The organism is Weizmannia sp. FSL W8-1119, assembly GCF_038008605.1.
In the GTDB taxonomy this organism is placed as follows: domain Bacteria; phylum Bacillota; class Bacilli; order Bacillales; family Bacillaceae_C; genus Weizmannia; species Weizmannia coagulans.
In genome coordinates this window covers 3,075,624-3,096,769 of sequence record NZ_JBBOZL010000001.1, presented here as the reverse complement: position 1 = coordinate 3,096,769, position 21,146 = coordinate 3,075,624, and the positions used below count along the sequence as shown (strand labels likewise).

The following is a 21,146-nucleotide window of genomic DNA, read 5'->3' as shown; positions in this document are numbered from 1 at the left end:
ATTTACCGTGGCCCCGCCGCTTTTATCATGTATGCAGCCTGTTTTACAGGGGGAGTCTAAAGTTGTATCTGCTATTGGTTCGGAAAGCGCTTCACTCAAAAAATTTTAAAAATTTCATAAAGCCTCTGGTCTTTTCTCCGTAAAGTTGTTATAATAGATCGAAAATAATAATTTCACGTATTAGAAAGGGATGCTATCGGTTTGAATCAGGTTATCGAATTAGTGAAAGCAGATGTGAAAAAGGAAAAACCGGCTGTTGAATCATTGGGTTTTGGCAAACATTTCACGGACTATATGTTTGTCATGGACTATAATGACGAAGAAGGCTGGCACCAACCACGAATAACACCGTACGCACCGCTTGTATTGGATCCGGCAGCAATGGTATTCCATTACAGCCAGTCTGTATTCGAAGGATTAAAAGCCTATCGCGCAAAGGACGGCAGGGTTCTGTTGTTCAGGCCTGAAAAAAATGTTGCCCGGATGAATGTGTCTTGCGCGAGGTTAAGCATCCCGCAAATAGACGAGACCATTGTGCTTGATGCCATTAAGCAGCTTGTTAAGCTTGAAAAGGACTGGATTCCGGACGGGGAAGGGACATCGCTTTACATCCGCCCGTTCATTATTGCAACGGAGCCCAGCCTTGGCGTACACCCGGCACACGAATATAAATTCATGATTATCCTTTCTCCTGTTGGTTCGTATTACGGCGACCAGCTGAAACCTGTCCGCATTTATGTGGAAGACGAATATGTCCGGGCTGTCCCGGGCGGCGTCGGCTTTACAAAAACAGGCGGCAATTATGCAGCAAGTTTGAAAGCACAGGAAAAAGCAGAGGAGTCGGGCTACGACCAGGTGCTCTGGCTGGACGGTGTGGAAAGAAAATATATTGAAGAAGTCGGCAGCATGAACATCTTCTTTAAAATCAACGGAGAAGTCGTCACTCCGAAACTGAACGGCAGCATTCTCGGCGGTGTCACAAGAGACTCCGTTATCGCGCTGCTGAAGTACTGGAATGTCCCTGTAAAGGAAACGAAAATTTCCATTGATGAAATTTATGACGCTTATAAAAAAGGGCATCTGGAAGAAGTGTTCGGCACAGGAACGGCAGCTGTGATTTCCCCTGTTGGCGAACTCGGCTGGAAGGATATTGCGATGAAGCTTCCAAATGCTGAAACGCCGGATTCGGTTGCAAACCGGCTTTATGATGCTTTAACCGGCATCCAGCTCGGAAAAACGGAAGATCCGCTCAATTGGACCGTCGAAATTAAATAATTTTGACATTGAAGACGGCGCGTTTAGCCAGTTTTTCAATAAAAAGCCGGCCCTGAAAAATGGAGCCGGCTATTTTAATGGCCGGCAAACTGTGGTTAAATAATTGCAGGTGAATCGATAGGGAGAAATGAGCATGTATCAGAATGAAGCCCAGCAGGTCATGAAGGTTTGCCTATTAGCCGGAAAAATCATGCTGATGAGCGGCGCGGAAACGTACCGTGTGGAAGATACGATGTCAAGAATTGCTGCAGCTGCCGGGATCAGTGGGTCGCACAGCTTTGTCACCCCAACAGCCATTATTTTTTCACTGGACGGGGCGGAACTGACAAAGTTGATCCGCATCTCTGAACGTTCAACGGATTTGAGAAAAGTCGACCAGGTCAACAGCATCTCGCGGCAAATCAGCAACCGGGGCATCACCCTCGAGGAAGCGTATGGACAGTTGAAAAAAATTGAAACGGAAGAGGAAGCTTACCCTCTCTCGCTGCAATTTGTGGCTGCGGCGATTTCAAGTGGCTGTTTTGTCATCATTTTTTTAGGCGGCTGGATTGATTTTCTGCCTGCGTGTATTGCAGGCGGCCTTGGCTTTCTCAGCACGCATTCCATCCACCGGTTCGTAAAGGTGCGTTTCTTTGCTGAATTTGTCGCTTCGCTTGTGATCGGGATCACGGCTTACATCCTTGTCCATGCAGGCATCGGCCGGGAACTGGATAAAATCATTATCGGTTCTGTTATGCCGCTTGTTCCGGGGCTGGCGATTACCAACGCATTGCGCGACCTGATGGCGGGGCATCTTTTTTCCGGCGTCACAAAAGGCGCAGAAGCATTTTTGACCTCATTTGCCATCGGTGCCGGCATCGCGATTATCCTTACGATTTTTTAAAGATGCCTGCGCTTTTACACATCTCCATGATTACAGTTTTTCAAAAGGGTGACGGAAGTTGTTCCAACAGCTATTAACCAGCTTTTTTGCTTCGGCGGGATTTGGCATTCTTTTCAATGCACCGAGAAAATTGTTGATCCAGTGCGGGATTACCGGCATGATCGGCTGGGGCATTTATTTTCTATTTTACTTGTATGAGCAGAACGTCGTGTATGGTACGTTTATTGCTGCTTTTTTCGTCGGGGTGATCAGCCAGGTGTTTGCCCGTTTTTATAAGACGCCGATCTTGATTTTTACGGTCGGCGGGATTATCCCGCTTGTGCCAGGCGGCCTTGCGTATGACGCCATGCGGCACTTCGTCCAAAACGATTATAACGGCGCCGTATCGCTTGCCGCAAAAGTGCTGCTTCTCTCTGTTGCAATTGCGATCGGCCTGGTGGCTTCTGAAGTGACGAACCAGTTTATCAAAAAACTGCCGGACAGACGGCCAAAAAGAATGAAGTAGCCTTAAGCCGGGTTTGCTTGAGAGCCCGGCTGTACTATATAAGTCGAACTAAACATTCCTATTTCTTTACGTGTTGCCAGAAGCAGTCTATCCTTGTTTATTGCAAAATTAAAGTGCAGAGATGTGCAAAATTTCTATGCAAATGGTTATGCAGAGGGGCTTTACATGGAGGGGTAGCCATGATAACCTGTTTGGGTTTGCCAAATCTGTTACAGCTGGCCGCTTGGCAAAAGAATCATGGCTGCAGAGGCTCCATGTCAAGCCCTTAATAGCGAGAATTCAGATTGAATTTTTATGCGGTATAAACGAATTTATATACTGCAATACTCTGCACTTTTTTCTTGCAAAAAACATATCCTGATCGTAATGATTTTGACGCGAAAAACAAAAGTGCATTTTAAATAGTAGCAGAGGAACTGACACATTTTGTATATTGATAAAGCTGTATTCGGCTTCTATAATTAGGGCTTGCTAAACGAAACCAGTTTTGACTTTATCAGCAAACTTTGCCTCAATATATAGGAGAATTGATTCACCCTTCTCTATTCGTTGAATCAACTTTCGAGTGCAAGCTTTTTCCTGGATTTTTTAAAAAATTTGCATTTGGTATAGGTAGAAAAGCGATGGTGTTTGTAAGTAGTAACCCCCTTGCCGATGGTGAAGCAATACAGGCAACAAGGACATCAATTCCGCAACAGATTGGATAAACAATCTTTAAAGCCATAGGGAAACTCTTTTCACGGAATTATAGGGATAGACAGCATTGACTGATTGCCCAGCGATAAATGAGTAATGTTTATACAAAGATAAGTCTGCGTGTCCGCTGCCACACTTATTTGTGCTTGGAAAGGCAATCTACACATATAAACACGGTCACTTCATCACCTCGACGTGATTTTTAGTTAACTGTTACCCCTCTGACTTTAGAATAATAAAAATGACGCTCAAGGCAACATTTATTTCATTGCGTTTTGTACCTTGGGTAAAGCGAAAGGAATGAGTATAAACTTGAACAAAAACATTTACATCATCAGGCATTGTGGATTTAAGTCAATATTTTGGACACCAATAAGTGAAATTTAATTTTGATCTCATGCCATATTTTTCATGACATCGCTGGTCGCTTGACATGGAGCCTCTGCGGGCGTGGTGTTATGCGAAGGGCGAAAGGGGCAATGATTTCTTTCGCATGGCAAACAAGCCTGCCACACCCGCCACTCCATGTAAAGCGGATGCTTGTAAAATTGTGAAGAGCACTACGCTGCCCCTTTGATACTGTCTTCTGTCTCTTGTGGCGTCATATAGCCCAAGCAGCTATGAATCCGTTTCCGATTGTACCAGCCTTCTATAAATTCGAATAAGGCTCTTTTGGCAGCTTGAAAGTTCAAATAGTTGACTCTGTAGATCTCTTCCTTTTTCAGAATTGCATGGAAAGACTCAATGCAGGCGTTATCGTATGGGCAACCTTTTTTACTGAAGGAGTGTTTGAACTGCTTCTTTTCCATGTATTCTGCAAATTTCTCGCTTGTATACTGGGATCCCAAATCAGAATGCAAGATCAATCCCGGACCTGGACGTTGTGCCTGATAAGCGTTTTCTACTGCCTTTAAAGCCAGTTCAGTCGTCATGTGGCGGTCAAAAGCGTAACCGACAATCTTTCTGGAATGTAAATCCATTACGGAAGCCAGGTAGCACCAACCGTCTCTCAAAGTATGAATGTACGTAATATCCGTAACCCATTTCTCGTTGATGGTTGTCGTTGAGAAGTCCTGGTTCAGCAGGTTATCGTGTTCTTCCATCTTGCCCTTATTGGAATGGGGACGGTACTTTTTTCTGATAATGGAATAAATGCCTGCAGCCTTCATCAAACGCTGAACCCGTTTCAGGCTGACTTTGAGCCCTTCTTTTTCAAGCATATGGCGGATCTTCGGCGCTCCGTACCTCTGCTTGCTTTCCGTATGGATTTTTCGTATTCTGTCTGTCAACTCCCGGTTTTCCCGTTTTGTTTTTGACTCTTTTTTTTGTTTGGATTGATAGTAGGTACTTCTCGGCACGCCAAGGACCGTACACATGGTTTTAAGGTCATAATGGTGTTTGGCTCTTATCTCGTCAATCATGGATATAACAGTGGTTTGATCTACTTCTTTGCGAATATGGCCATAGCTTTTTTTAAGATTTCGTTTTCCTCTTTCAGCCGGTGCAATTCTTTTTGCAGGTTCAGAAATTCTTCCGGGGTAAAAGAGCTCCCGTCATCCAGCTTAACCGGTTTTTGTTTTCTGATCCATTTGTAGATTGTCGTTTCAGACAGGCCATATTCGCTGCAGATCTGTTTTACTGGTGTTCCAGTTTGATAAAGCTCAACCACCATTTCTTTAAATTCAGCATGATAACTTTTACGTTTTTCGCTTGTGTTACCCATATCAGGACACATCCCTTCGTTAATATTATATTTCACTAAAGGGTGTCCATGAAACTATACTAGCATCATTGGTTTATCTTTACGGTTCCGTGGGTTGATCGGTGCCACCAATTTCGCCTGTAATACATCCTTTGTCACTTTTTGATTTTCCGGCGTTTGGTAGATTCCATCTGCCAGGATAAAGCTCAACTGCTCAGCCATCTCGGGGTGCTCTGCCTTAAACGTTTCCAATGTCGGTTCTAATGTTTTCCCATCGGGTGTATTTCCTTTAAATACTTCCCGCGTCAAAGGCAAACCGGATCTCACCCCGCATACCATTGATAATTTATGCGCAATATAGGAGACTGCATTACTTTTACGCATTACCCCTACATTGTCGTCCGTAAGGACTCTGGGGCAATCGCAATTACCCTCACAAGAACACGTCTTCCTTGTTTTATTCAAGGTTGCTTCTGCCTCTATATGCGATGTATCCACGGCGGCTGCTTCCTCATTCGTTTCAACCACGCCTTCCCCTTTATTATATTCAACAACCAATAGCCGGGCTTTTTCCCAAAGACCATTTGTTGTCATGATTTGATCAAAACGAGCAAAGGAACGGTAGCTCGGAATTTTCTCCGTAAATCCACACATGGTGGCAAATAGCGGGTTTGATTTCACTTGCAAATAGACACTCTCCACCATCACTTCAATATACTGTAAAGAGGCCAGTTCAAAAGCACGAAAAAAGGGCATGAAAGGATGCGGTTTTCTCCCAGTGGAAGGGAGATGAAATAATGAAGACGCAGACTTGTCTTCTTCCTCCGTTATTGAAAATAGTGCCGGTTGTATTTCATTAGAAGGATCATGTGCTCTTTCATTTTTTAGGTGCAAATATAAAAGGGTGTAGTATTCTCGTTCAATCGGCTTAAAAATCTCCCATGGGAAACACATGGATGGAATGACAAATGGTATATCGGCATAGTCTTGCCAATTGTGGGGAATCAAATTTTGTTGTATTGAAAAGTCTCTGGTTTGTGTTAGAATAGAAATAGTCATGAAATCACTCCCTGGATATTTGGTCGTACTTATATCTTAACAAAGGAGTGGCTTTCATGGCTCTTTTTTTTTCAAAAAAAATCATCCTTTTCCGTTTTACAATATTTACCACAGGAATGAGTAGCTTAATCTATTGAAACCCGCCCAAAACCGACCAAAGTGGAAAAATTTAGACACTTATAATAAATAAATTTACCCCATTAAAATCAAAAACTCACAATTTCTTTTTACATTTGTCATAATGTTCCTACAAACGTCTTTTTTCTTTAGTGGAATAAATCAACGACCTTTAATTGTCTGACTGCTTACAGTTTCAGGGGATATAGCATTTTGGCAAGGGCTCTTAGTTAAATACCTTATGGTTTAAACGGAATTATAGATACCTTGGTTGGAAGAGAAAGTTAAATTAGACGCCAAGAGAGTTATAGAAATAGTTTCCTAACTTCCTGTTATTTTGGTTGGCAGCAATGTCTTCCAAGTAAATAGCTAAATCCATTTATTCAATGGGACATTGAGAGAACGCTATCTGAAACACTGTTCAAGAAGCGCGAGAAAGTAACTGAACTTGAAACAATCCATCAGGATGTCTCAACTCCTCTTATTCATCTTTGTACAGAAATATTACGGCAATTTACGCACTTCGGAAAATACTACTGAGCTAGGAGAGCAACCGAAGCACGGCAGCCGAAAGTGTACAAAAAGAGTGTCCTGAAATACTCGATTTTTAAACCTTATCGAGAAAAACTTGACACATATAACTCTAAATTTAGTATTTTCAATTAGCTTAATATGATACAATTTGTTTTTGGTGGGACAATTCCCGTATAAGCTATACGGGAATTGTCCTTTTCCTTTCTCTAGAGATAAATACGAGGAAATGAAACTCGTCAAATTCCAGACAGGCAATACAGTCAACTTACGTCTATTTTTGGATGTAAGGAACATATTATAAAATCTCGTAAAAGAGAGTTCTAAGGTAAATTACAACATTGACAAGCTTTAATACCATATTTTGATGCTAGTGCATTCTTTGCATTTTTTAACTCCTTAGAGTACTCCAAACAAATGTTTTGGTAAAGTTCTTTTTGAGATATATCGCAATCCTCTATGCACTTCGACATTTTTAATAAATCAATTTTTAGTTGATTATATTTTTCCAGCTCTTCTTCAATACTCATTTATTACACCTCACTCTAAGAGTAAAGGTGGTACCCGGATTTGAACCGGGAAATGAAGGTTTTGCAGACCTTTGCCTTTACCTTTTGGCTATACCACCGTTCATCATATAAAGTGAATGCATTTGCATGAAATGAAACTATATTTTCTTGAAAAAACTCAAAAAAAGAGGTATAGCTTTCTTGAAACAAATATTTCGCTTGCTTAAGTACAAATTTACCTTAATTTTTGAATGAACTTTATCTAAAATGATATCTTCTTATTTTTGAGGGATTTTCTATAGAATTCTATTTAATTCGACATTTTTAAAGTTTCCACCTGCAATGTATTATTCGACTTTATCTTCGAAATTTTATGTTATAAGTGTTGATAGATCATACCTGCATCCTTACATCTAAAAATTGAAAAATTTCTCCTCGGAGCCGGAATTTAAAACAGCTCTGAGGAGTAAAAATTTTTCGGGATAATTTAAATATACTTCCCAAAAAAGGGGCTAAATATGTAATAATTTAAATAATGAGAGCTTACTAGACGAATATTTGGCAATGCTTACTGACAAATCGGATAAGCTAAAATTCGATTCGTTCAGCAAGCCCTAATTAAACTTCGCTGTTTTGAGGAGGTTTTTACTTTGGTTACCAGAAAAGAAAAAAGAAATCGTGAAAAAGAAGCAAATTATTTTTTCGAGTTCCTTAAAATTCAGAAGCACTTTTTCAAAGATCTGATGAATAACCTAAAAAAGGTAGCAGACCACCGACATCAAAGCTATACCACTTATGGTCCAGAGGTCCTTTTATTTACGATGATGTTGAAAAATTATACCTAAAATCCATGAGAAACATGAGTGAGAGTTTTAATAAAGAAGAATGTATTAAAAATGTAGGAAGGTGTTAGGCTTAGATTCTCTTGAAGAACTTCCACATTATGATACAATTAACGACTTTTTATCTGGCTTAGATGTAAATGAATTAGAAAAAATTAGAACGTATATGATTAAAGAATTATTGAAAAAAAGATCTCTCGAGTCTTATCGAATTGAAGGAAAGTGCTGGGGTGTCATCACTGATGGAATAGGATTACACACCTTTCATGAGAAGCATTGTAAACACTGCTTGGGACGGGCATATACAAATAAAGAAAGAGGAGAAACGAACGTACTTTATATGTACCATGTACTTGAAGCCAAGGTTGTCGTAGGGGATATGGTTCTCAGTATTGCCTCCGAATTTATCTAAAATGAATCAGAAAATGTTTCTAAGCAAGATTGTGAATTAAAAGCCTTCGACAGACTGGTAAGGAAAATAAAAAAATATTTAAAAGACTACCGATTTGTATCTTGGGAGATAGTCTCTATGCATGTGAAACGGTATTTAATCTGTGCAGGGCGCACAAATGGAAATATATATGCAGATTTAAGGAAGGGAGAATTAAAAGTATCTCGACGGAGTTTAAGGCAATAAAAGAGCTGGAACAAAGTAAGGATCAGAATTCATTAGTTTGGGTGAATGATATTGCCTACAAAGACAGAACGGTCAATCTGATGGAGGCCACAATGAAAACAGAGGATGGGAAATCGAAAGAGTATGTATTTATAACGGATATTAAAATCACGAAAAAGAACGTGGAACGACTCATCGCTGCAGGAAGAAGCCGCTGGAAGATTGAAAATCAAGGATTTACCGAACAAAAAAATAATCGTTACGATATCAAACATGCCAATAGCGAAACTACACAGCAATGAAAAATCACTATTTATTAGTTCAAATAACAGATATTATTAGACAGCTGTATGAAAAGGGTTCGTCAATCTTAAAAGCACTCAAAAAAACGGCAAAAGAAAAATCCTCAAATCTGTTGGAGTCGCTTCGGACACGCATTTTAACAGACGAGGATTTCACCCATTTAAGTAAACCAATGTAAGGTTTACTTAACGACTTCATTATAGCAAAGGATGTGATGGAAAAAAGGTTTTTTTGAAGTTATCCACAATTTTAAAAAAGAAATTTGCAAATTCTGCTCGTTTGGACTTTAAAGACAGAAAAAGCGGATGGAGAAATTTACCAAATGTGGATAAGTCATTTTAACATAAAACATCTAAAAATTGATGAATTTACTCTTCAGAGCTGTAAAATGTATGTTGTAAAATTTTACTCGAAGGGGCAAATGAGTGAAAAAAAATGGGAAGACACTCTATCATCTAAATGTACACCATGAAATGAACATCTAGAGAGAGGTCTTCCCATGGATATTATATCAATAATTGCTGGATTATTAAAGGATACAAAGAGTCTTATTGAATTTGAAGAACAGGTTAAAATTCTGATGCAAAAAGTTTTTACACAATGGGTTGGGGATGTATTTGAGGAGTTAGATAAAACAATTAAACAAAAGAAGTTGGAGGAAGGCTGGGAGTACTGCCGGAGTGATAACAGAAGCGTTCAGTTTCTATTTGGAAGTGTGACTTTTAAACGTTCATTAATGCGTGATAAGAGAGGGAACCCACATTATCCCTTGGATGAATGCTTGGGGCTGGTACCCCACCAGAGATATAGCCCGTTAGTGGAATTAAAGGTGGCAGAGTTGGCAAGTGAGAACACCTATCGGGAGGTGGCGAATATTTTAAAAGAATGGACAGCCGTGAGTCTTAGTCATACAACTGTAGGGGAAATGGTGAAACGCGTAGGAAAAACGCAGGCAGAAGCCGACAAGGCCCTTGTAGAAGAGATGGAAATAGCTGCTTCACTGCCTGATGGGAAGAAGGTAGACTACCTGTTTTCCGAAGCAGATGGCGTATTCATCCGGGGACTGGAAAAGAAACAGGGTATGGAAGTCCACCATGCCATTCTCTATGAAGGTTGGGAAACCAATGGAAAAAGGGTCTCCCTGCGTCAGCCCACAGTCATCATGACGACGGAAGACATTCAGACATTTTGGGATGAAGTCCAAGCCACAGCTGCCAACACCTATTCCCTCGAAAAAGCGCATGTCATTACAAACAGTGATGGAGGTGCTGGGTACACAGCTGAACGGTTTCAAACAGCATTCTCACAGTCGGAATTTCCGGTGCTCAACCAGCTGGATACCTACCACGTTGCACAAGCCATCATAAGGACATTTGGGGGCGGAAAGAGCGAGATCAAGGAGCAAATTAGAAAAGCGATTAGAATGCATGACCTGGACCAATTCACGTTATATTTGGATACGCACGAAAGCACCTTGACGGATAAAAAGGCCCTCAAGAAAATCAAGGAATTCCGTTCGTATATCTTGAAAAACTGGGACCGCATTTTTGACTGGAGAGACAGGGTGAAAAACGTGCCGGAAGTTGCGAGAGGCCTAGGAGCGATGGAATCGAATCAAAGGCATATCTCCTTCAGGATGAAAAAAAGGGGCATGCATTGGAGTGAACTTGGCGCAGAAGCCATGGTGAAAATCAAACAAGGCATGCTCAATGGCACATTGAGAGAAGCCTATCTGAAACACCGTTCAAGAAGCGAGAGAAAGCAATGGAACTTGAAACAATCCATCAGGATGTCTCAACTACTCAAGCAGCCTGTACGCCCGTCAGTGGGCGTAAAGCACGGTAGCCGAAAGTGTACAAAAAGAGTGTCTTGGAATACCCGATATTTAAACCTTGTCAGGAAAAACTTGACACATACCTGTAAAATGAGCGTCTTGACAATGGAATTCAATTTAATTTATAATAAAATCATACTAGTCTTTATTCTTTGGTAAAAACATTATTATGGATGAATGTGCTTTAAAAATGTTGTATTAAACATTGAAAATGATTTAGCTGTACTATTAATATTTCAAACCATTATAAGTTTTTATGGGTTGTTTAGGCATTTAGGAGGGCAGTATTAATCTGAGTTTTGTTAAACTATATACTTGCGTGGAGGAGAGGGAAAAATGGATAAGGAAAACAGAATTTTTAGCAAACTTTCTTTTTTTATGTTTATCATCGGACTTATTCTTTTTATAATTGCAATTACCTTGTTTTTAACTGGGCAAGATATAAAATATTATACTCGTTTTCACCATTGGGGCTGGTTTGCTTGGAGCATAAGCTTCTTAGCAAGTATTGTTTCATTTGTTAGAAAAGAGCCTGGAAAATTAAAAATTATTCCTTATATTGGCGCTCTTATTTTTGGAGTTATTATAGTAATATGTCTTCTGTACTGGAGCTTTCATTTTGTATAGAATTTGATGAGGGACTAGTAATTAACAATCAATTACTAGTCCCTTTGTTTGTGCGCCGTGTATGGCGATTCGCTAGGCGGTGAAAGTCCGCTATGGAGGTAGGTAGCGACCAACCATTAGCCAAGAGCAAGTGTGTCCATTGTGAGATGGAATCTGAGGGAAGCTGGAGGCAAAATTCCGACCCGAGGAACACGAACATCATTAGGCGTACTCTCACAGCTTATATTCGTCATAAACAGAAATTGAGGTTGTATCGTTATGCAGTACACCAATAGGAAGATTCAATTTTTTTAGTGCTTTTAATGCAAGGGTGGAATAGACTTTCCATGCTTCGGCTTCATACAAGTAATCTAATGCTCTTCCTAATGCATCATCATTTAATTGATCGGGTGAAACCGATGTATCGAAAAGCATCTCAGAATCTAGGTTTTGATAGAATTCATGAACCTTATAAAGGGGCTTGCCACTGCATAAAATGTTTAAGACAAGGGCTTTAATCCTTGTTCCGGGTGAGATATGACAACGGACAGAATCCCATTTGACTAAATCATTAATGGTCTTTTCGAGTTCTATTTCATCACACAGTTCAGATAAAAGTTGAGACGGCCCCACATGTAAGGTTAAAATTTGATCTGACATAAAAATTTCCTCATCTTCCCCTAGTTAGATAATCATTCAATTCTACAAAGAAGGAGAAAATTCCTTTAAAAAAATCACAAAATGGAAAAATTTACGTGGGGAATATGCGCTCACAGGGTAAGGCTGCAAAACAAGTCAAAGCCCAAAAGCTATCCGGATGTGGAAACGTAAATGGTGCGGGTACATGGAATGAAAGTGAATCACCTTACCACGGGAGGTCTCACGGACAGGTGGAAACAGAGTATGAAACCTGGTTGAAACAAGATTTGCCGTGGTATGTGTCAAGTTTTTCTCGACAAGGTTTAAATATCGGGTATTCCAAGACACTCTTTTTGTACACTTTCGGCTACCGTGCTTTACTTGCTCGGTGTAATTTTCGGAAAAGATGTAATATTTCCGTATAAAGATGGATAACGGGGATGTTGAGGCGCGCGAAATTCACTCGCTTTCCGCGGGCGGCCGGCGAGCCTCCTCGCTCGTACCTCGCTGCGGGGTCTCTCCTGGCTCGCTTTTCCCGCAGGAGTCTCGTAAATTTCGCGCGCCTCAACGATCAGTCCCCACTGAGCCAAGCTTAAAACGAAAGCTCTAATATTTTGCTTAAATGTCCCATTGCCGATGAACTGCTTGAATGCAGGGCAACTGATCCGTGCTTTACGCCCACTGACGGGCGTACAGGCTGCTTGAGTAGTTGAGACATCCTGATTAATTGTTTCAAGTTCCGTTGCTTTCTCTCGCTTCTTGAACGGTGTTTCAGATAGACTTCTCTCAATGTCCCATTGAGTATGCCTTGTTTGATTTTCACCATGGCTTCTGCGCCAAGTTCACTCCAATGCATGCCCCTTTTTTTCATCCTGAAGGAGATATGCCTTTGATTCGATTCCATCGCTCCTAGGCCTCTCGCACCTTCCGGCACGTTTTTCACCCTGTCTCTCCAGTCAAAAATGCGGTCCCAGTTTTTCAAGATATACGAACGGAATTCCTTGATTTTCTTGAGAGCCTTTTTATCCGTCAAGGTGCTTTCGTGCGTATCCAAATATAACGTGAATTGGTCCAGGTCATGCGTTCTAATCGCTTTTCTAATTTGCTCCTTGATCTCGCTCTTTCCGCCCCCAAATGTCCTTATGATGGCTTGTGCAACGTGGTAGGTATCCAGCTGGTTGAGCACCGGAAATTCCGACTGTGAGAATGCTGTTTGAAACCGTTCAGCTGTGTACCCCGCACCTCCATCACTATTTGTAATGACACGAGCTTTTTCTAGGGAATAGGTGTTGGCTGCTACAGCTTGGACTTCATCCCAAAATGTCTGGATGGATTTCGTCGTCATGATAACAACGGGATGGTGTAGAGAGACTCTTTTGCCATTGGTTTCCCATCCTTCATAGAGAATGGCGTGGTGGACTTCCAAACCCTGTTTCTTTTCTAGTCCCCGGACGAATATACCATCAGCTTCGGAAAACAGGTAATCTACCTTCTTTCCCTCAGGTAGTGAATCAGCTATTTCTAGCTCTTCTACAAGTGCCTTGTCGGCTTCAGCTTGCGTTTTCCCTACGTGTTTCACCATGTTCCCTACAGTTGTGTGACTAAGGCTCACTGCTGTCCATTCTTTTAAAATATCAGCTACCTCCCGATAGGTGTTCTCACTTGCCAACTCTGCCACCTTTAACTCCACTAACGGGCTGTATCGTTGGTATGGTAAAAGCCCTAACCATTCATCCAGAGGATAATGTGAATTCCCTTTCTGGTCATGCATTAGTGAACGTTTAAAGGTCACATTTCCAAATAAAAACTGAATGCTTCTGTTATCACTCCGGCAGTACTCCCAGCCATCCTCCAGCTTTTTTTGCTTAATTGTTTTATCTAACGTCTCAAATATTTCCCCAACCCATTGCGTAAAGGCATTCTGGATCAGAATTTTAACTTGTTCTTCAAATTCAATAAGACTTTTTGTATCCTTTAATAATCTAGCAATTATTGATATAATATCCATAGGAAGACCTCTTTCTAAATGTATTCGCCCACAAGCGTACATTTAAATGATAGAGCGTCTTCCCATTTTTTCCACTCATCTGCCCTTCGAGTAAAATTTTACACATACTTTGCCGTGAGAAGTCAGCAGAAGCCATAGTACGGAGATGTCTGGGGCATCGAAGGAAGGGCTGAACTAAAGGAAGTGGAAGTCAATGAAAGTTACCGAAGAAACGAACAAATGCAGAAAACAGGAAGAAACCTGCTGTCAAAAAGATACTGCGGAACAGGAAGGATATGACAGAGGGCATAGTTTCAAGAGGATAACCGAAAACAACACCACTAACACCAACAGACAGAACGAATGGATGCTCGAACGAATCCTTTCAAGTAATAACCTGCACCGTGCCTATAAAAAGGTAAAGAAAAACAAAGGTGCGGGCGGTATCGATGGAATGAATACAGAATTACAGGAAAAAGCAACGGATTAAGCGTAGAGGAAAGAAAAAAAAGGCTAAATGACACTGTCCGAGGATGGGTAAATTACTACAAGCTAGCGGATATGAAAAATCTGGTAACCAGACTGGACCAATGGACACGAAGAAGAATGCGAATGGTAACTTGGAAAAGATGGAAGAGAGTACGCACAAGATTTCATTGGTTCAAGAAATTAGGGATCAATAAAAGAAAAGCGTGGGAATGGGCTAACAGAAGAAAAGGCTACTGGAGAATCTCCAGCAGCCATATCTTAGCCAGAACCCTTACAAACGAACTCTTTCGAAGAGCAAGATATATAAGTTTTCTGGATTATTATCTGTCTGTACGGTCGTAAACTTTAGAACCGCCGTGTACGGAACCGTACGCACGGTGGTGTAAGAGGTCGGCTAATTAAATAATGATTAGTCCCTACTCGATCAAGAGCTCCTAGCATAGGAAGGCCGCGCGTTTTGCTACGAATGCAGCAATAATTACAGATTTTCCAGGAGAACTTGTTTTATTAGCACACTTTATTAGATTTGCGTCACATGTGCAACGATTTGGTGGTGATGTCCGGTAGTGTTTGTATTTACCGTAACAGGCATCATGGGATTTACAACATGAATCAAGCGCATTTACCGGTTTACCACTCCCACAACCAGGTCCGCACCAATTATACTTTACTTTACCAAATTCACAACAAGTACCATTCTTAAAACACAACGTTGAATATTTTTTAGCCATTAGTTGTGACATCTCCTTCGCTTTCACTACTCAAATCTTCAAATTCATCAATAGGTAAAGATAATGTAGTTTTGTCAGTAACTTCTTTGGAATGATCAAGCAGTTCGAAGTCTATATACATTAATAAATTTTCATGAGTGTGATCGCCTTCCTGGGATAAAAAGGCAATTTGTAAGGTTAGATTCGATGTATCTTCCTTTAAATTTGAGCTTTTAATTAAATTTATATAGGCAGTGTCTCCAAAGCGAAAGAATATGTTTGTTTGCTCTACGATATTATTAGTAATACTCCCGTTGGTTTTATTTGCATCAATTCCCTCATCCGATAATTCTGGTTGATAAGTGATATTATAAGCCACAACTTGATCCGGAGTTGGATAAGAATCATTGTGGAAAAGTCCAGATTCTTGAATAATATTTTTAATTTTATCCAGTTGTAAATATGCTTTGTATAAATTTGCTTGATTCTCCTGTATTTTTGTTACAACAAATTCCATAGTAAATCCTCCTCGTATAATAAGTTTAAATCCAAAGTGGATGTCAATTTCCAGTTCATTCTGCTGCTCATTGACAAGTGAATATAAGATTTTGTATTCCGGGCGAGCCCGGAATACAAGTTCGGACTTGGACGCTTCGCGATGTTCCCGGATAATGGTCTTAGGATCGTTTGGGTCAATGCTTCCCCTCCTTGTAGCCTGACTACTCGAAAAGTCTGCATCCCCAGGTTCTTGCTTGAACGTCTAACCCGTAGGCCGTTCCTCCGGATCTCCGTGCTGGAAATGAGCAGTTCCAGGCAGCCCACGGCCCGGATGAGTTCTCATACGCGAGGCTGACAGATCGGCAAGCCATCTGGGGATATCCCGAAGCGTCCGATTCCATCGATCCCAATACAGAGAGGAGGAAATCATATGCCCTTATTTGTCGGTATTGACGTGAGCTCCAAAAACCTCGATGCCTGCCTGATGGATGGAATGGGGGAAACGTTGGCCACCCAAACGGTGACAAACAATCTTCCCGGTGCCTCTGAGTTAAGAGACACCATCCTCCAACATGCGGAGGCGGATGACACCATCCAGATCGCCATGGAGGCCACATCTGTGTATAGTTGGCACCCGGCAATGTTTTTCCATGAAGATCCCGAGCTGAAACAGCGTCGTACAAAGGTGTTTACCCTGAATCCGAAGCTGGTGAGAAATTTCAAAAAGGCTTATGCCGAGATGGACAAGACCGATCCCAAAGATGCCTGGGTAATTGCGGACCGCTTGCGTTTCGGGAGATTGCCGAAATCCGTGATTCAGTCAGAACAATACCTTGCCCTTCAACGGTTAACACGGATGCGCTATCACCTGATTCAAAGTTTAACCCGGGAACAACAGGTATTTTTGAATCATCTGTTTTTCAAATTCAGTGCCTTTAACCTTGAAGTGGATACATCGGTCTTCGGCCATGCCATAACGGAATTTTTGCTTGAGGCCTATAGCCTCGATGAAATTGCCCAAATGCCTCTGGAGGACTTAGCGATGTATCTCCAGACCAAAGGCCATGGCCGCTTTAGCGATCCCGAGGATTTGGCCGCATCCATCCAAAAAGCTGCCCGGTCCTCTTACCGGCTTTCTAAATGTGTGGAGGATTCGATTGACTTGGTCCTGGGCAGTTCTATTGAGATCATCCGGCATCTTAAACGCCAAATCAAGGATTTGGATAAGGCGATTGCCCGCGTTCTTGATGGAATCCCGAATACCCTCCAGACCATTCCGGGAATAGGCCCGGTGAGCTGTGCTGGGATTCTCGCTGAAATCGGCGACATTGAGCGCTTTGACGACCAAGCCGCGATCGCAAAATTTGCCGGATTGTTCTGGCCCCGCCACCAATCGGGTGATTTTGAGGCTGATGACAAAATGCTTGCGCGTACAGGCAATCGTTATCTCCGGTATTACCTGGTTGAGGCTGCCAATCTGGTCCGGCGACACGAACCTGAGTACCGCGCCTTTTACCAAAAGAAATATCGTGAGGTGCATAAGCACTCACACAAACGCGCCCTCGTCTTAACGGCAAGAAAACTGGTGCGCCTGATCGATGCGCTGCTCCGCAACGATCAAATTTATGCGCCGAAAAAGAAGGTGACGCGATGAGGTAACCAGGTAACCATCATCGATAGCCTGAACTTGAAAACTTCCAGATTATTCCAATTATCTGGAGGCTTAGTTCAGTATTGCCATTTTTATGACATAGAGCCAACAAAATTTCCAATTCACTTGTTTTTAACCCTTGACATCACACCGTAGGACTTCTTAAAAATTTTACTTCTGGGTTGATCAGACCCGGAAATAGTTGCAACTATTTTTAAGGGGCAGCATATGAATGTAAATAAAGCAAAGGTGCTTATTGTGCTGCCGTGTTTCTTACTTTATAAAGAGAAGCAAATTAGATAAAAATAAACCATTGAATTAGGGCTTGCTGAACGAATCAAATTTGGTCAGATACAAGCCAAATTCCGATTATCAAAATATAAAATAGTGTTGTGTAAAAATTTCAAAAAAAGAACCCTGAGCTTGCGCTCCAGATTCAGTATGAGGAATTGAAGGGCTACTACTGTTTCGCTGGTCTCCTGAAGGCGTGCTCGAATAAGGCCCAGCCCATACTTGCGCTTGCCTTCGCCAAATTTGCCTTCAACGGCATTACGTTCAGAGGCATCCTGCCTTGCGACGCGTTCCAAGGTTTTGTCTTCCGTTCTGGATGGGCGTCCTAACCTTGGCCCACTCAGACGAATGCCAAGAGATTTGCAGTATGCCAGATTATTACGGTTTCGGTAAATTTTATCTGCCAAGATCGCTTCCGGATAAAATCCGAACCGGTTGTAGTAGTTTTCAACAGATTCCTTGAGAGTGGTCCCTTCATTGTAATTTTCCCAGTCGAGGTGCTCAATCAAGGCATAACCATCTACGACACTGATGGCGACTTTTGAACCGAACTCCACGTTCGCTTTTGCCTTGCCGCGCACAATTGGACGGACATGTGGCTGGGAAATGCTTACAATCCGGTGGTCAACCCGGTGTGTTTTCTTTTTGTACATTTCTGCCTGTTGGCGGTAAAGTTCATGAATCACGAGAAGTTGCCTGTATTCATCTTTGCTTAAAAGAGACAGAGAGCTTTGGGAAACAAGATTTTTAATGATCTCCAGATCTCGTTTCACATATCCGAGCTGTTTGCCTACAGCTTTCCGGATTTTCCGGGCGCCAGCTTTACGTTGCTTAGCGACAGAAAGATAGTCCTTGCGGGCTCTTTTTCTGTAGGTCCGTGGCTTATGTAATTCCTTTTGTGTGGTTCATGCAGGACATCAACGATATGCTCCAATTTCTCACGGGCTTCGTTCAACAACCCAAGGTCTGTAGGGTAAGCAATATCAGTCGGTGCACAGGTTGCGTTCAGAATGAGCTTTCCTTTGTTATGCGTTTTAGGAGAAACCGATTCAGTTGAGTCTCTTCCGAAGCAGGACCAGAAGGTTAATGATCACCACTACCATGATCGTCATCAACGTCATCATCATTGTTGTCGTGATGATCATCATCGTTGCTCTTTTCCTCTTCCAATTGACGTTTTTGTTCTTCCAAGACGATCCATTCATTCAGTTCGTTGATGATATTTGCGCCCAAACGTTTTCTAAAACGAGTCATCAGAGAATGGTCGAATGGGGCTTTTTCCTGGAATTCAGGCAAGCCGATAAAATACTGAAGATACGGGTTTTCTGTGATCTGTTCGACTGTTTCCCGGTCAGACAGCCCAAGCCGTTCTTTGATATAAAGAGCCCCAAGAGCGATTCTGACAGAATAAGCCTTTTCGCCTTTGAATTTCTTCTTGAAGGACTTGGCATACTTTTCTTCGGCCATCCACCAAGGAATCATTTCAGCAAGACGGACCCAGCGATTTTCTTTATTTAATTTCCCACCGAATGGTAGAAAAAAATCATCTACAAAAGTTAATTGATGTTCGGTCTTTTTGTACATCGTAACAGCCTCCAAGTGCAAGGTTTTTTACGTGTTTCCTTTGAAATCCTTACACTTTATATTCGACAAAAGTAGCCAAAATCCTTGTCAAATCTGGAATTTTTGCTTATTCAGCAAGCCCGAATTATAAGAATTAAACAAACGGGACAAGTCATTTTTGAATTAAGGATTGTCCCGTTCTAAAAATACCCAAAGGGATATCTGGTTATTTTTTTCGAAAAAATTGTTTATTGTACAGCATGTTTGTATAATCCTATAGGTAATATCCGGATTGATCCCAAGAATGATGGTTTACTTAACCTATGCTTTACATTTGACCATGTCAGTAAGGTTTTCTGTAACGTTTTCTCGAAAGAGATGTCTTCATAAATGTCTTCATATGATATGGAAATAATCCCAAAAGCTTGGTGTTTCTTTTTTAAAGTTTAAATAAGACGACTTTTCATAAATTTTCATATATAGCTCCTGCCGTAAATCATCTCTTTCTTGTGGATCCGTTTGATAAAGAGATTTTTCGACAGTTTTTTCAAATTTTTTTAAGAAGTCGTTTTCGGAGTATTCATTGTTTTTTGTATTCATAGTTCTCACCCACCATTATTTTTCTTAATTTTTTTATTGCTTTTCTGTGGATATTGGATACGTTCTGCGGGGTTGATTTTATAATATCTGCAATTTCTTTCGTTGTGAGTCCTCTCGCATAAATCAATTCCAAAATCCTGTACTGGGTTTCAGTTAAGGATTTTAAAGCATTATACAGTTTTTCGTCACTAATTGCTTCTTTGAGTGTTTTCTCGTATATGATGTTTTCATTTACTTTTTCGTCAGGAATCAGAGACAACAATGTTTCTGCTTCTTCATTACCAGATTCCAATGGTGTCTCAAGAGTAAGGCTATATTTGTCTCTTGCCTTTCTTAATCTTTTGTCAAAGTCAATTGCATATTGTTTGATGAGCCTGTGGTAATAAGCGACCATGCGCACTTTTTCATAGTACGAACTGAACTTTTCTTCAACTTTAGTTTTGTTTTCTTTGGTTGGAGATAAAACTGCTTTTTGAAACAAGCGAAAGTTCTCTTCGTTTTCTAAGAACCCTTTAATTAATGGATTTTTTAACACCCTGCTTGTATTTAACAAATCTTTAACCTTAGGATCACATTTGTTGAAGAACACAGCAACCTACCCCCCTGTGTAAATATCTTATTATATAAAGTGAATGGGATACTACAATTATAAAGCAAAAAACGAACATACGTTTATTTTTTTAATAAATAAGATTATTTTTATCAAGGGTATAAAGATGGGACTATGGGGGGCAAGTTAGTGCCTGCAATTGCGTTCTAATAGGTTCTTAAGAATGGTGACCCTAAGACAGACGTAAAAGAGCCCAGTCTGTCCTTCACAACGGGGATGAAAGACAAAAAGAGAATCCCCGTCCCCCAAAATGTCCTTCATAACAGGGATGAAGGACAAAAGGAGAATCCCTCGCGTCCCAAATGTCTTTCATAACACGTATGAAGGACAAAATAAGGAATTCCGCCCCCCAAAATGTCCTTCACAGCAGGAATGAAGGACAAAAGGAGAATCGCCGGCGTCCCAAATGTCCTTCATAGCGGGGATGAAGGACAAAAAGAGAATCCCCGCCTTCCGAAATGTCCTTCATAACAGGGATGAAGGACAAAAAGAGAATCCCCGCCTTCCGAAATGTCCTTCATAACAGGGATGAAAGACAAAAGGAGAATCTCCCGCCCCCAAAATGTCCTTCATAACGGGGATGAAAGACAAAAGGAGAATCTCCCGCCCCCAAAATGTCCTTCATAACAG

Annotated in this window: 19 protein-coding genes, 1 tRNA gene and 2 pseudogenes; 11 read left to right on the top strand and 11 right to left on the bottom strand. The window is 41.2% G+C overall.

Annotated features, from left to right (window positions below; translation table 11 throughout):
• Positions 1-201: 201 nt before the first annotated feature.
• The 3 genes from NSQ19_RS15115 to NSQ19_RS15105 all read left to right on the top strand — a co-directional run bounded on the left by NSQ19_RS15115 (position 202) and on the right by NSQ19_RS15105 (position 2,663).
• Positions 202-1,275 carry a branched-chain amino acid aminotransferase gene (locus tag NSQ19_RS15115; protein WP_340703122.1) on the top strand — a complete coding sequence of 358 codons (1,074 nt, stop codon included), beginning with the start codon at positions 202-204 and terminating at the stop codon, positions 1,273-1,275.
• 133 nt (positions 1,276-1,408) lie between these two features.
• On the top strand, positions 1,409-2,158 hold the full coding sequence (locus tag NSQ19_RS15110) for a threonine/serine exporter family protein (protein WP_340703121.1): 750 nt from the start codon (positions 1,409-1,411) through the stop codon (positions 2,156-2,158).
• 58 nt (positions 2,159-2,216) lie between these two features.
• A complete protein-coding gene (locus tag NSQ19_RS15105; RefSeq protein WP_328013987.1) occupies positions 2,217-2,663 on the top strand; it encodes a threonine/serine exporter family protein in 447 nt (148 codons plus the stop codon).
• 532 nt (positions 2,664-3,195) lie between these two features.
• On the opposite strand, the gene NSQ19_RS15100 is transcribed toward NSQ19_RS15105, so the two are convergent.
• From NSQ19_RS15100 to NSQ19_RS15080, 5 genes are all read right to left on the bottom strand, one after another.
• The gene (locus tag NSQ19_RS15100) at positions 3,196-3,387 is read right to left on the bottom strand and encodes a hypothetical protein (protein ID WP_201627968.1); all 192 of its coding nucleotides are present in this window, start codon (positions 3,385-3,387) and stop codon (positions 3,196-3,198) included.
• Between the two features lie 532 nt (positions 3,388-3,919).
• A protein-coding gene (locus NSQ19_RS15095) for an IS3 family transposase (RefSeq protein ID WP_406601754.1) occupies positions 3,920-5,082 on the bottom strand; the annotation gives its coding sequence in 2 pieces (ribosomal slippage) (positions 3,920-4,839 and positions 4,839-5,082; 1,164 coding nt in all).
• 54 nt (positions 5,083-5,136) lie between these two features.
• On the bottom strand, positions 5,137-6,120 hold the full coding sequence (locus NSQ19_RS15090) for a transposase (RefSeq protein WP_340703120.1): 984 nt from the start codon (positions 6,118-6,120) through the stop codon (positions 5,137-5,139).
• A gap of 971 nt (positions 6,121-7,091) precedes the next feature.
• Positions 7,092-7,298 (bottom strand): hypothetical protein, encoded by a 207-nt coding sequence (locus NSQ19_RS15085; protein ID WP_035191069.1) that lies wholly within the window; start codon positions 7,296-7,298, stop codon positions 7,092-7,094.
• 25 nt (positions 7,299-7,323) lie between these two features.
• A tRNA-Cys gene (locus NSQ19_RS15080) sits at positions 7,324-7,396 on the bottom strand.
• Positions 7,397-7,927: 531 nt separating this feature from the next.
• On the opposite strand from NSQ19_RS15080, the gene NSQ19_RS15075 reads away from it, so the two are divergent.
• The 5 genes from NSQ19_RS15075 to NSQ19_RS15055 all read left to right on the top strand — a co-directional run bounded on the left by NSQ19_RS15075 (position 7,928) and on the right by NSQ19_RS15055 (position 11,499).
• On the top strand, positions 7,928-8,122 hold the full coding sequence (locus NSQ19_RS15075; RefSeq protein ID WP_340703119.1) for a hypothetical protein: 195 nt from the start codon (positions 7,928-7,930) through the stop codon (positions 8,120-8,122).
• 61 nt (positions 8,123-8,183) lie between these two features.
• A complete protein-coding gene (locus NSQ19_RS15070; protein WP_340703118.1) occupies positions 8,184-8,531 on the top strand; it encodes a hypothetical protein in 348 nt (115 codons plus the stop codon).
• A gap of 101 nt (positions 8,532-8,632) precedes the next feature.
• On the top strand, positions 8,633-9,037 hold the full coding sequence (locus tag NSQ19_RS15065; RefSeq protein WP_340703117.1) for a hypothetical protein: 405 nt from the start codon (positions 8,633-8,635) through the stop codon (positions 9,035-9,037).
• A 500-nt stretch (positions 9,038-9,537) separates the two neighbouring features.
• On the top strand, positions 9,538-11,031 hold the full coding sequence (locus NSQ19_RS15060) for an ISLre2 family transposase (protein WP_340703116.1): 1,494 nt from the start codon (positions 9,538-9,540) through the stop codon (positions 11,029-11,031).
• A 177-nt stretch (positions 11,032-11,208) separates the two neighbouring features.
• A complete protein-coding gene (locus tag NSQ19_RS15055; protein ID WP_035191363.1) occupies positions 11,209-11,499 on the top strand; it encodes a hypothetical protein in 291 nt (96 codons plus the stop codon).
• A 219-nt stretch (positions 11,500-11,718) separates the two neighbouring features.
• Here the strand turns inward: NSQ19_RS15055 and NSQ19_RS15050 are convergent.
• Positions 11,719-12,138, bottom strand: a pseudogene (locus tag NSQ19_RS15050) (DUF4277 domain-containing protein); the annotation flags it as partial.
• Between the two features lie 571 nt (positions 12,139-12,709).
• Positions 12,710-14,125: an ISLre2 family transposase gene (locus NSQ19_RS15045; protein WP_340703114.1), complete on the bottom strand. Its 1,416-nt coding sequence runs from the start codon at positions 14,123-14,125 to the stop codon at positions 12,710-12,712.
• Positions 14,126-14,318: 193 nt separating this feature from the next.
• Between NSQ19_RS15045 and NSQ19_RS15040 the strand changes: the two genes are divergently transcribed.
• Together NSQ19_RS15040 and NSQ19_RS15035 are read left to right on the top strand one after the other, a co-directional pair.
• Positions 14,319-14,594: a hypothetical protein gene (locus NSQ19_RS15040; protein WP_237348709.1), complete on the top strand. Its 276-nt coding sequence runs from the start codon at positions 14,319-14,321 to the stop codon at positions 14,592-14,594.
• Positions 14,570-14,935: a group II intron maturase-specific domain-containing protein gene (locus NSQ19_RS15035; protein WP_340703194.1), complete on the top strand. Its 366-nt coding sequence runs from the start codon at positions 14,570-14,572 to the stop codon at positions 14,933-14,935. Before NSQ19_RS15040 ends, NSQ19_RS15035 begins: the two co-directional genes overlap by 25 nt.
• Before the next feature lie 92 nt (positions 14,936-15,027).
• On the opposite strand, the gene NSQ19_RS15030 is transcribed toward NSQ19_RS15035, so the two are convergent.
• Positions 15,028-15,324 carry a hypothetical protein gene (locus NSQ19_RS15030; protein WP_235801744.1) on the bottom strand — a complete coding sequence of 99 codons (297 nt, stop codon included), beginning with the start codon at positions 15,322-15,324 and terminating at the stop codon, positions 15,028-15,030.
• Positions 15,317-15,820, bottom strand: coding sequence for a hypothetical protein (locus tag NSQ19_RS15025; RefSeq protein WP_035191344.1), 504 nt, complete (start codon positions 15,818-15,820; stop codon positions 15,317-15,319). Before NSQ19_RS15025 ends, NSQ19_RS15030 begins: the two co-directional genes overlap by 8 nt.
• 411 nt (positions 15,821-16,231) lie before the next feature.
• Between NSQ19_RS15025 and NSQ19_RS15020 the strand changes: the two genes are divergently transcribed.
• Positions 16,232-17,455 (top strand): IS110 family transposase, encoded by a 1,224-nt coding sequence (locus tag NSQ19_RS15020; RefSeq protein WP_237349286.1) that lies wholly within the window; start codon positions 16,232-16,234, stop codon positions 17,453-17,455.
• Positions 17,456-17,799: 344 nt separating this feature from the next.
• Here NSQ19_RS15020 and NSQ19_RS15015 read toward each other — a convergent pair.
• Both NSQ19_RS15015 and NSQ19_RS15010 read right to left on the bottom strand, forming a co-directional pair.
• Positions 17,800-19,327 (bottom strand): annotated as a pseudogene (locus NSQ19_RS15015) (IS5 family transposase).
• A 559-nt stretch (positions 19,328-19,886) separates the two neighbouring features.
• On the bottom strand, positions 19,887-20,495 hold the full coding sequence (locus tag NSQ19_RS15010) for a sigma-70 family RNA polymerase sigma factor (protein ID WP_035190688.1): 609 nt from the start codon (positions 20,493-20,495) through the stop codon (positions 19,887-19,889).
• Positions 20,496-21,146: the final 651 nt, after the last annotated feature.

Excerpts from the sequence above, each read along its gene's own strand:
- NSQ19_RS15110 (WP_340703121.1), top strand. The coding sequence starts at position 1,409 with ATGTATCAGAATGAAGCCCAGCAGGTCATGAAGGTTTGCCTATTAGCC.
- NSQ19_RS15100 (WP_201627968.1), bottom strand. The coding sequence starts at position 3,387 with ATGGCTTTAAAGATTGTTTATCCAATCTGTTGCGGAATTGATGTCCTT.
- NSQ19_RS15090 (WP_340703120.1), bottom strand. The coding sequence starts at position 6,120 with ATGACTATTTCTATTCTAACACAAACCAGAGACTTTTCAATACAACAA.
- NSQ19_RS15085 (WP_035191069.1), bottom strand. The coding sequence starts at position 7,298 with ATGAGTATTGAAGAAGAGCTGGAAAAATATAATCAACTAAAAATTGAT.
- NSQ19_RS15060 (WP_340703116.1), top strand. The coding sequence starts at position 9,538 with ATGGATATTATATCAATAATTGCTGGATTATTAAAGGATACAAAGAGT.
- NSQ19_RS15055 (WP_035191363.1), top strand. The coding sequence starts at position 11,209 with ATGGATAAGGAAAACAGAATTTTTAGCAAACTTTCTTTTTTTATGTTT.
- NSQ19_RS15045 (WP_340703114.1), bottom strand. The coding sequence starts at position 14,125 with ATGGATATTATATCAATAATTGCTAGATTATTAAAGGATACAAAAAGT.
- NSQ19_RS15040 (WP_237348709.1), top strand. The coding sequence starts at position 14,319 with ATGAAAGTTACCGAAGAAACGAACAAATGCAGAAAACAGGAAGAAACC.
- NSQ19_RS15030 (WP_235801744.1), bottom strand. The coding sequence starts at position 15,324 with ATGGCTAAAAAATATTCAACGTTGTGTTTTAAGAATGGTACTTGTTGT.
- NSQ19_RS15025 (WP_035191344.1), bottom strand. The coding sequence starts at position 15,820 with ATGGAATTTGTTGTAACAAAAATACAGGAGAATCAAGCAAATTTATAC.
- NSQ19_RS15020 (WP_237349286.1), top strand. The coding sequence starts at position 16,232 with ATGCCCTTATTTGTCGGTATTGACGTGAGCTCCAAAAACCTCGATGCC.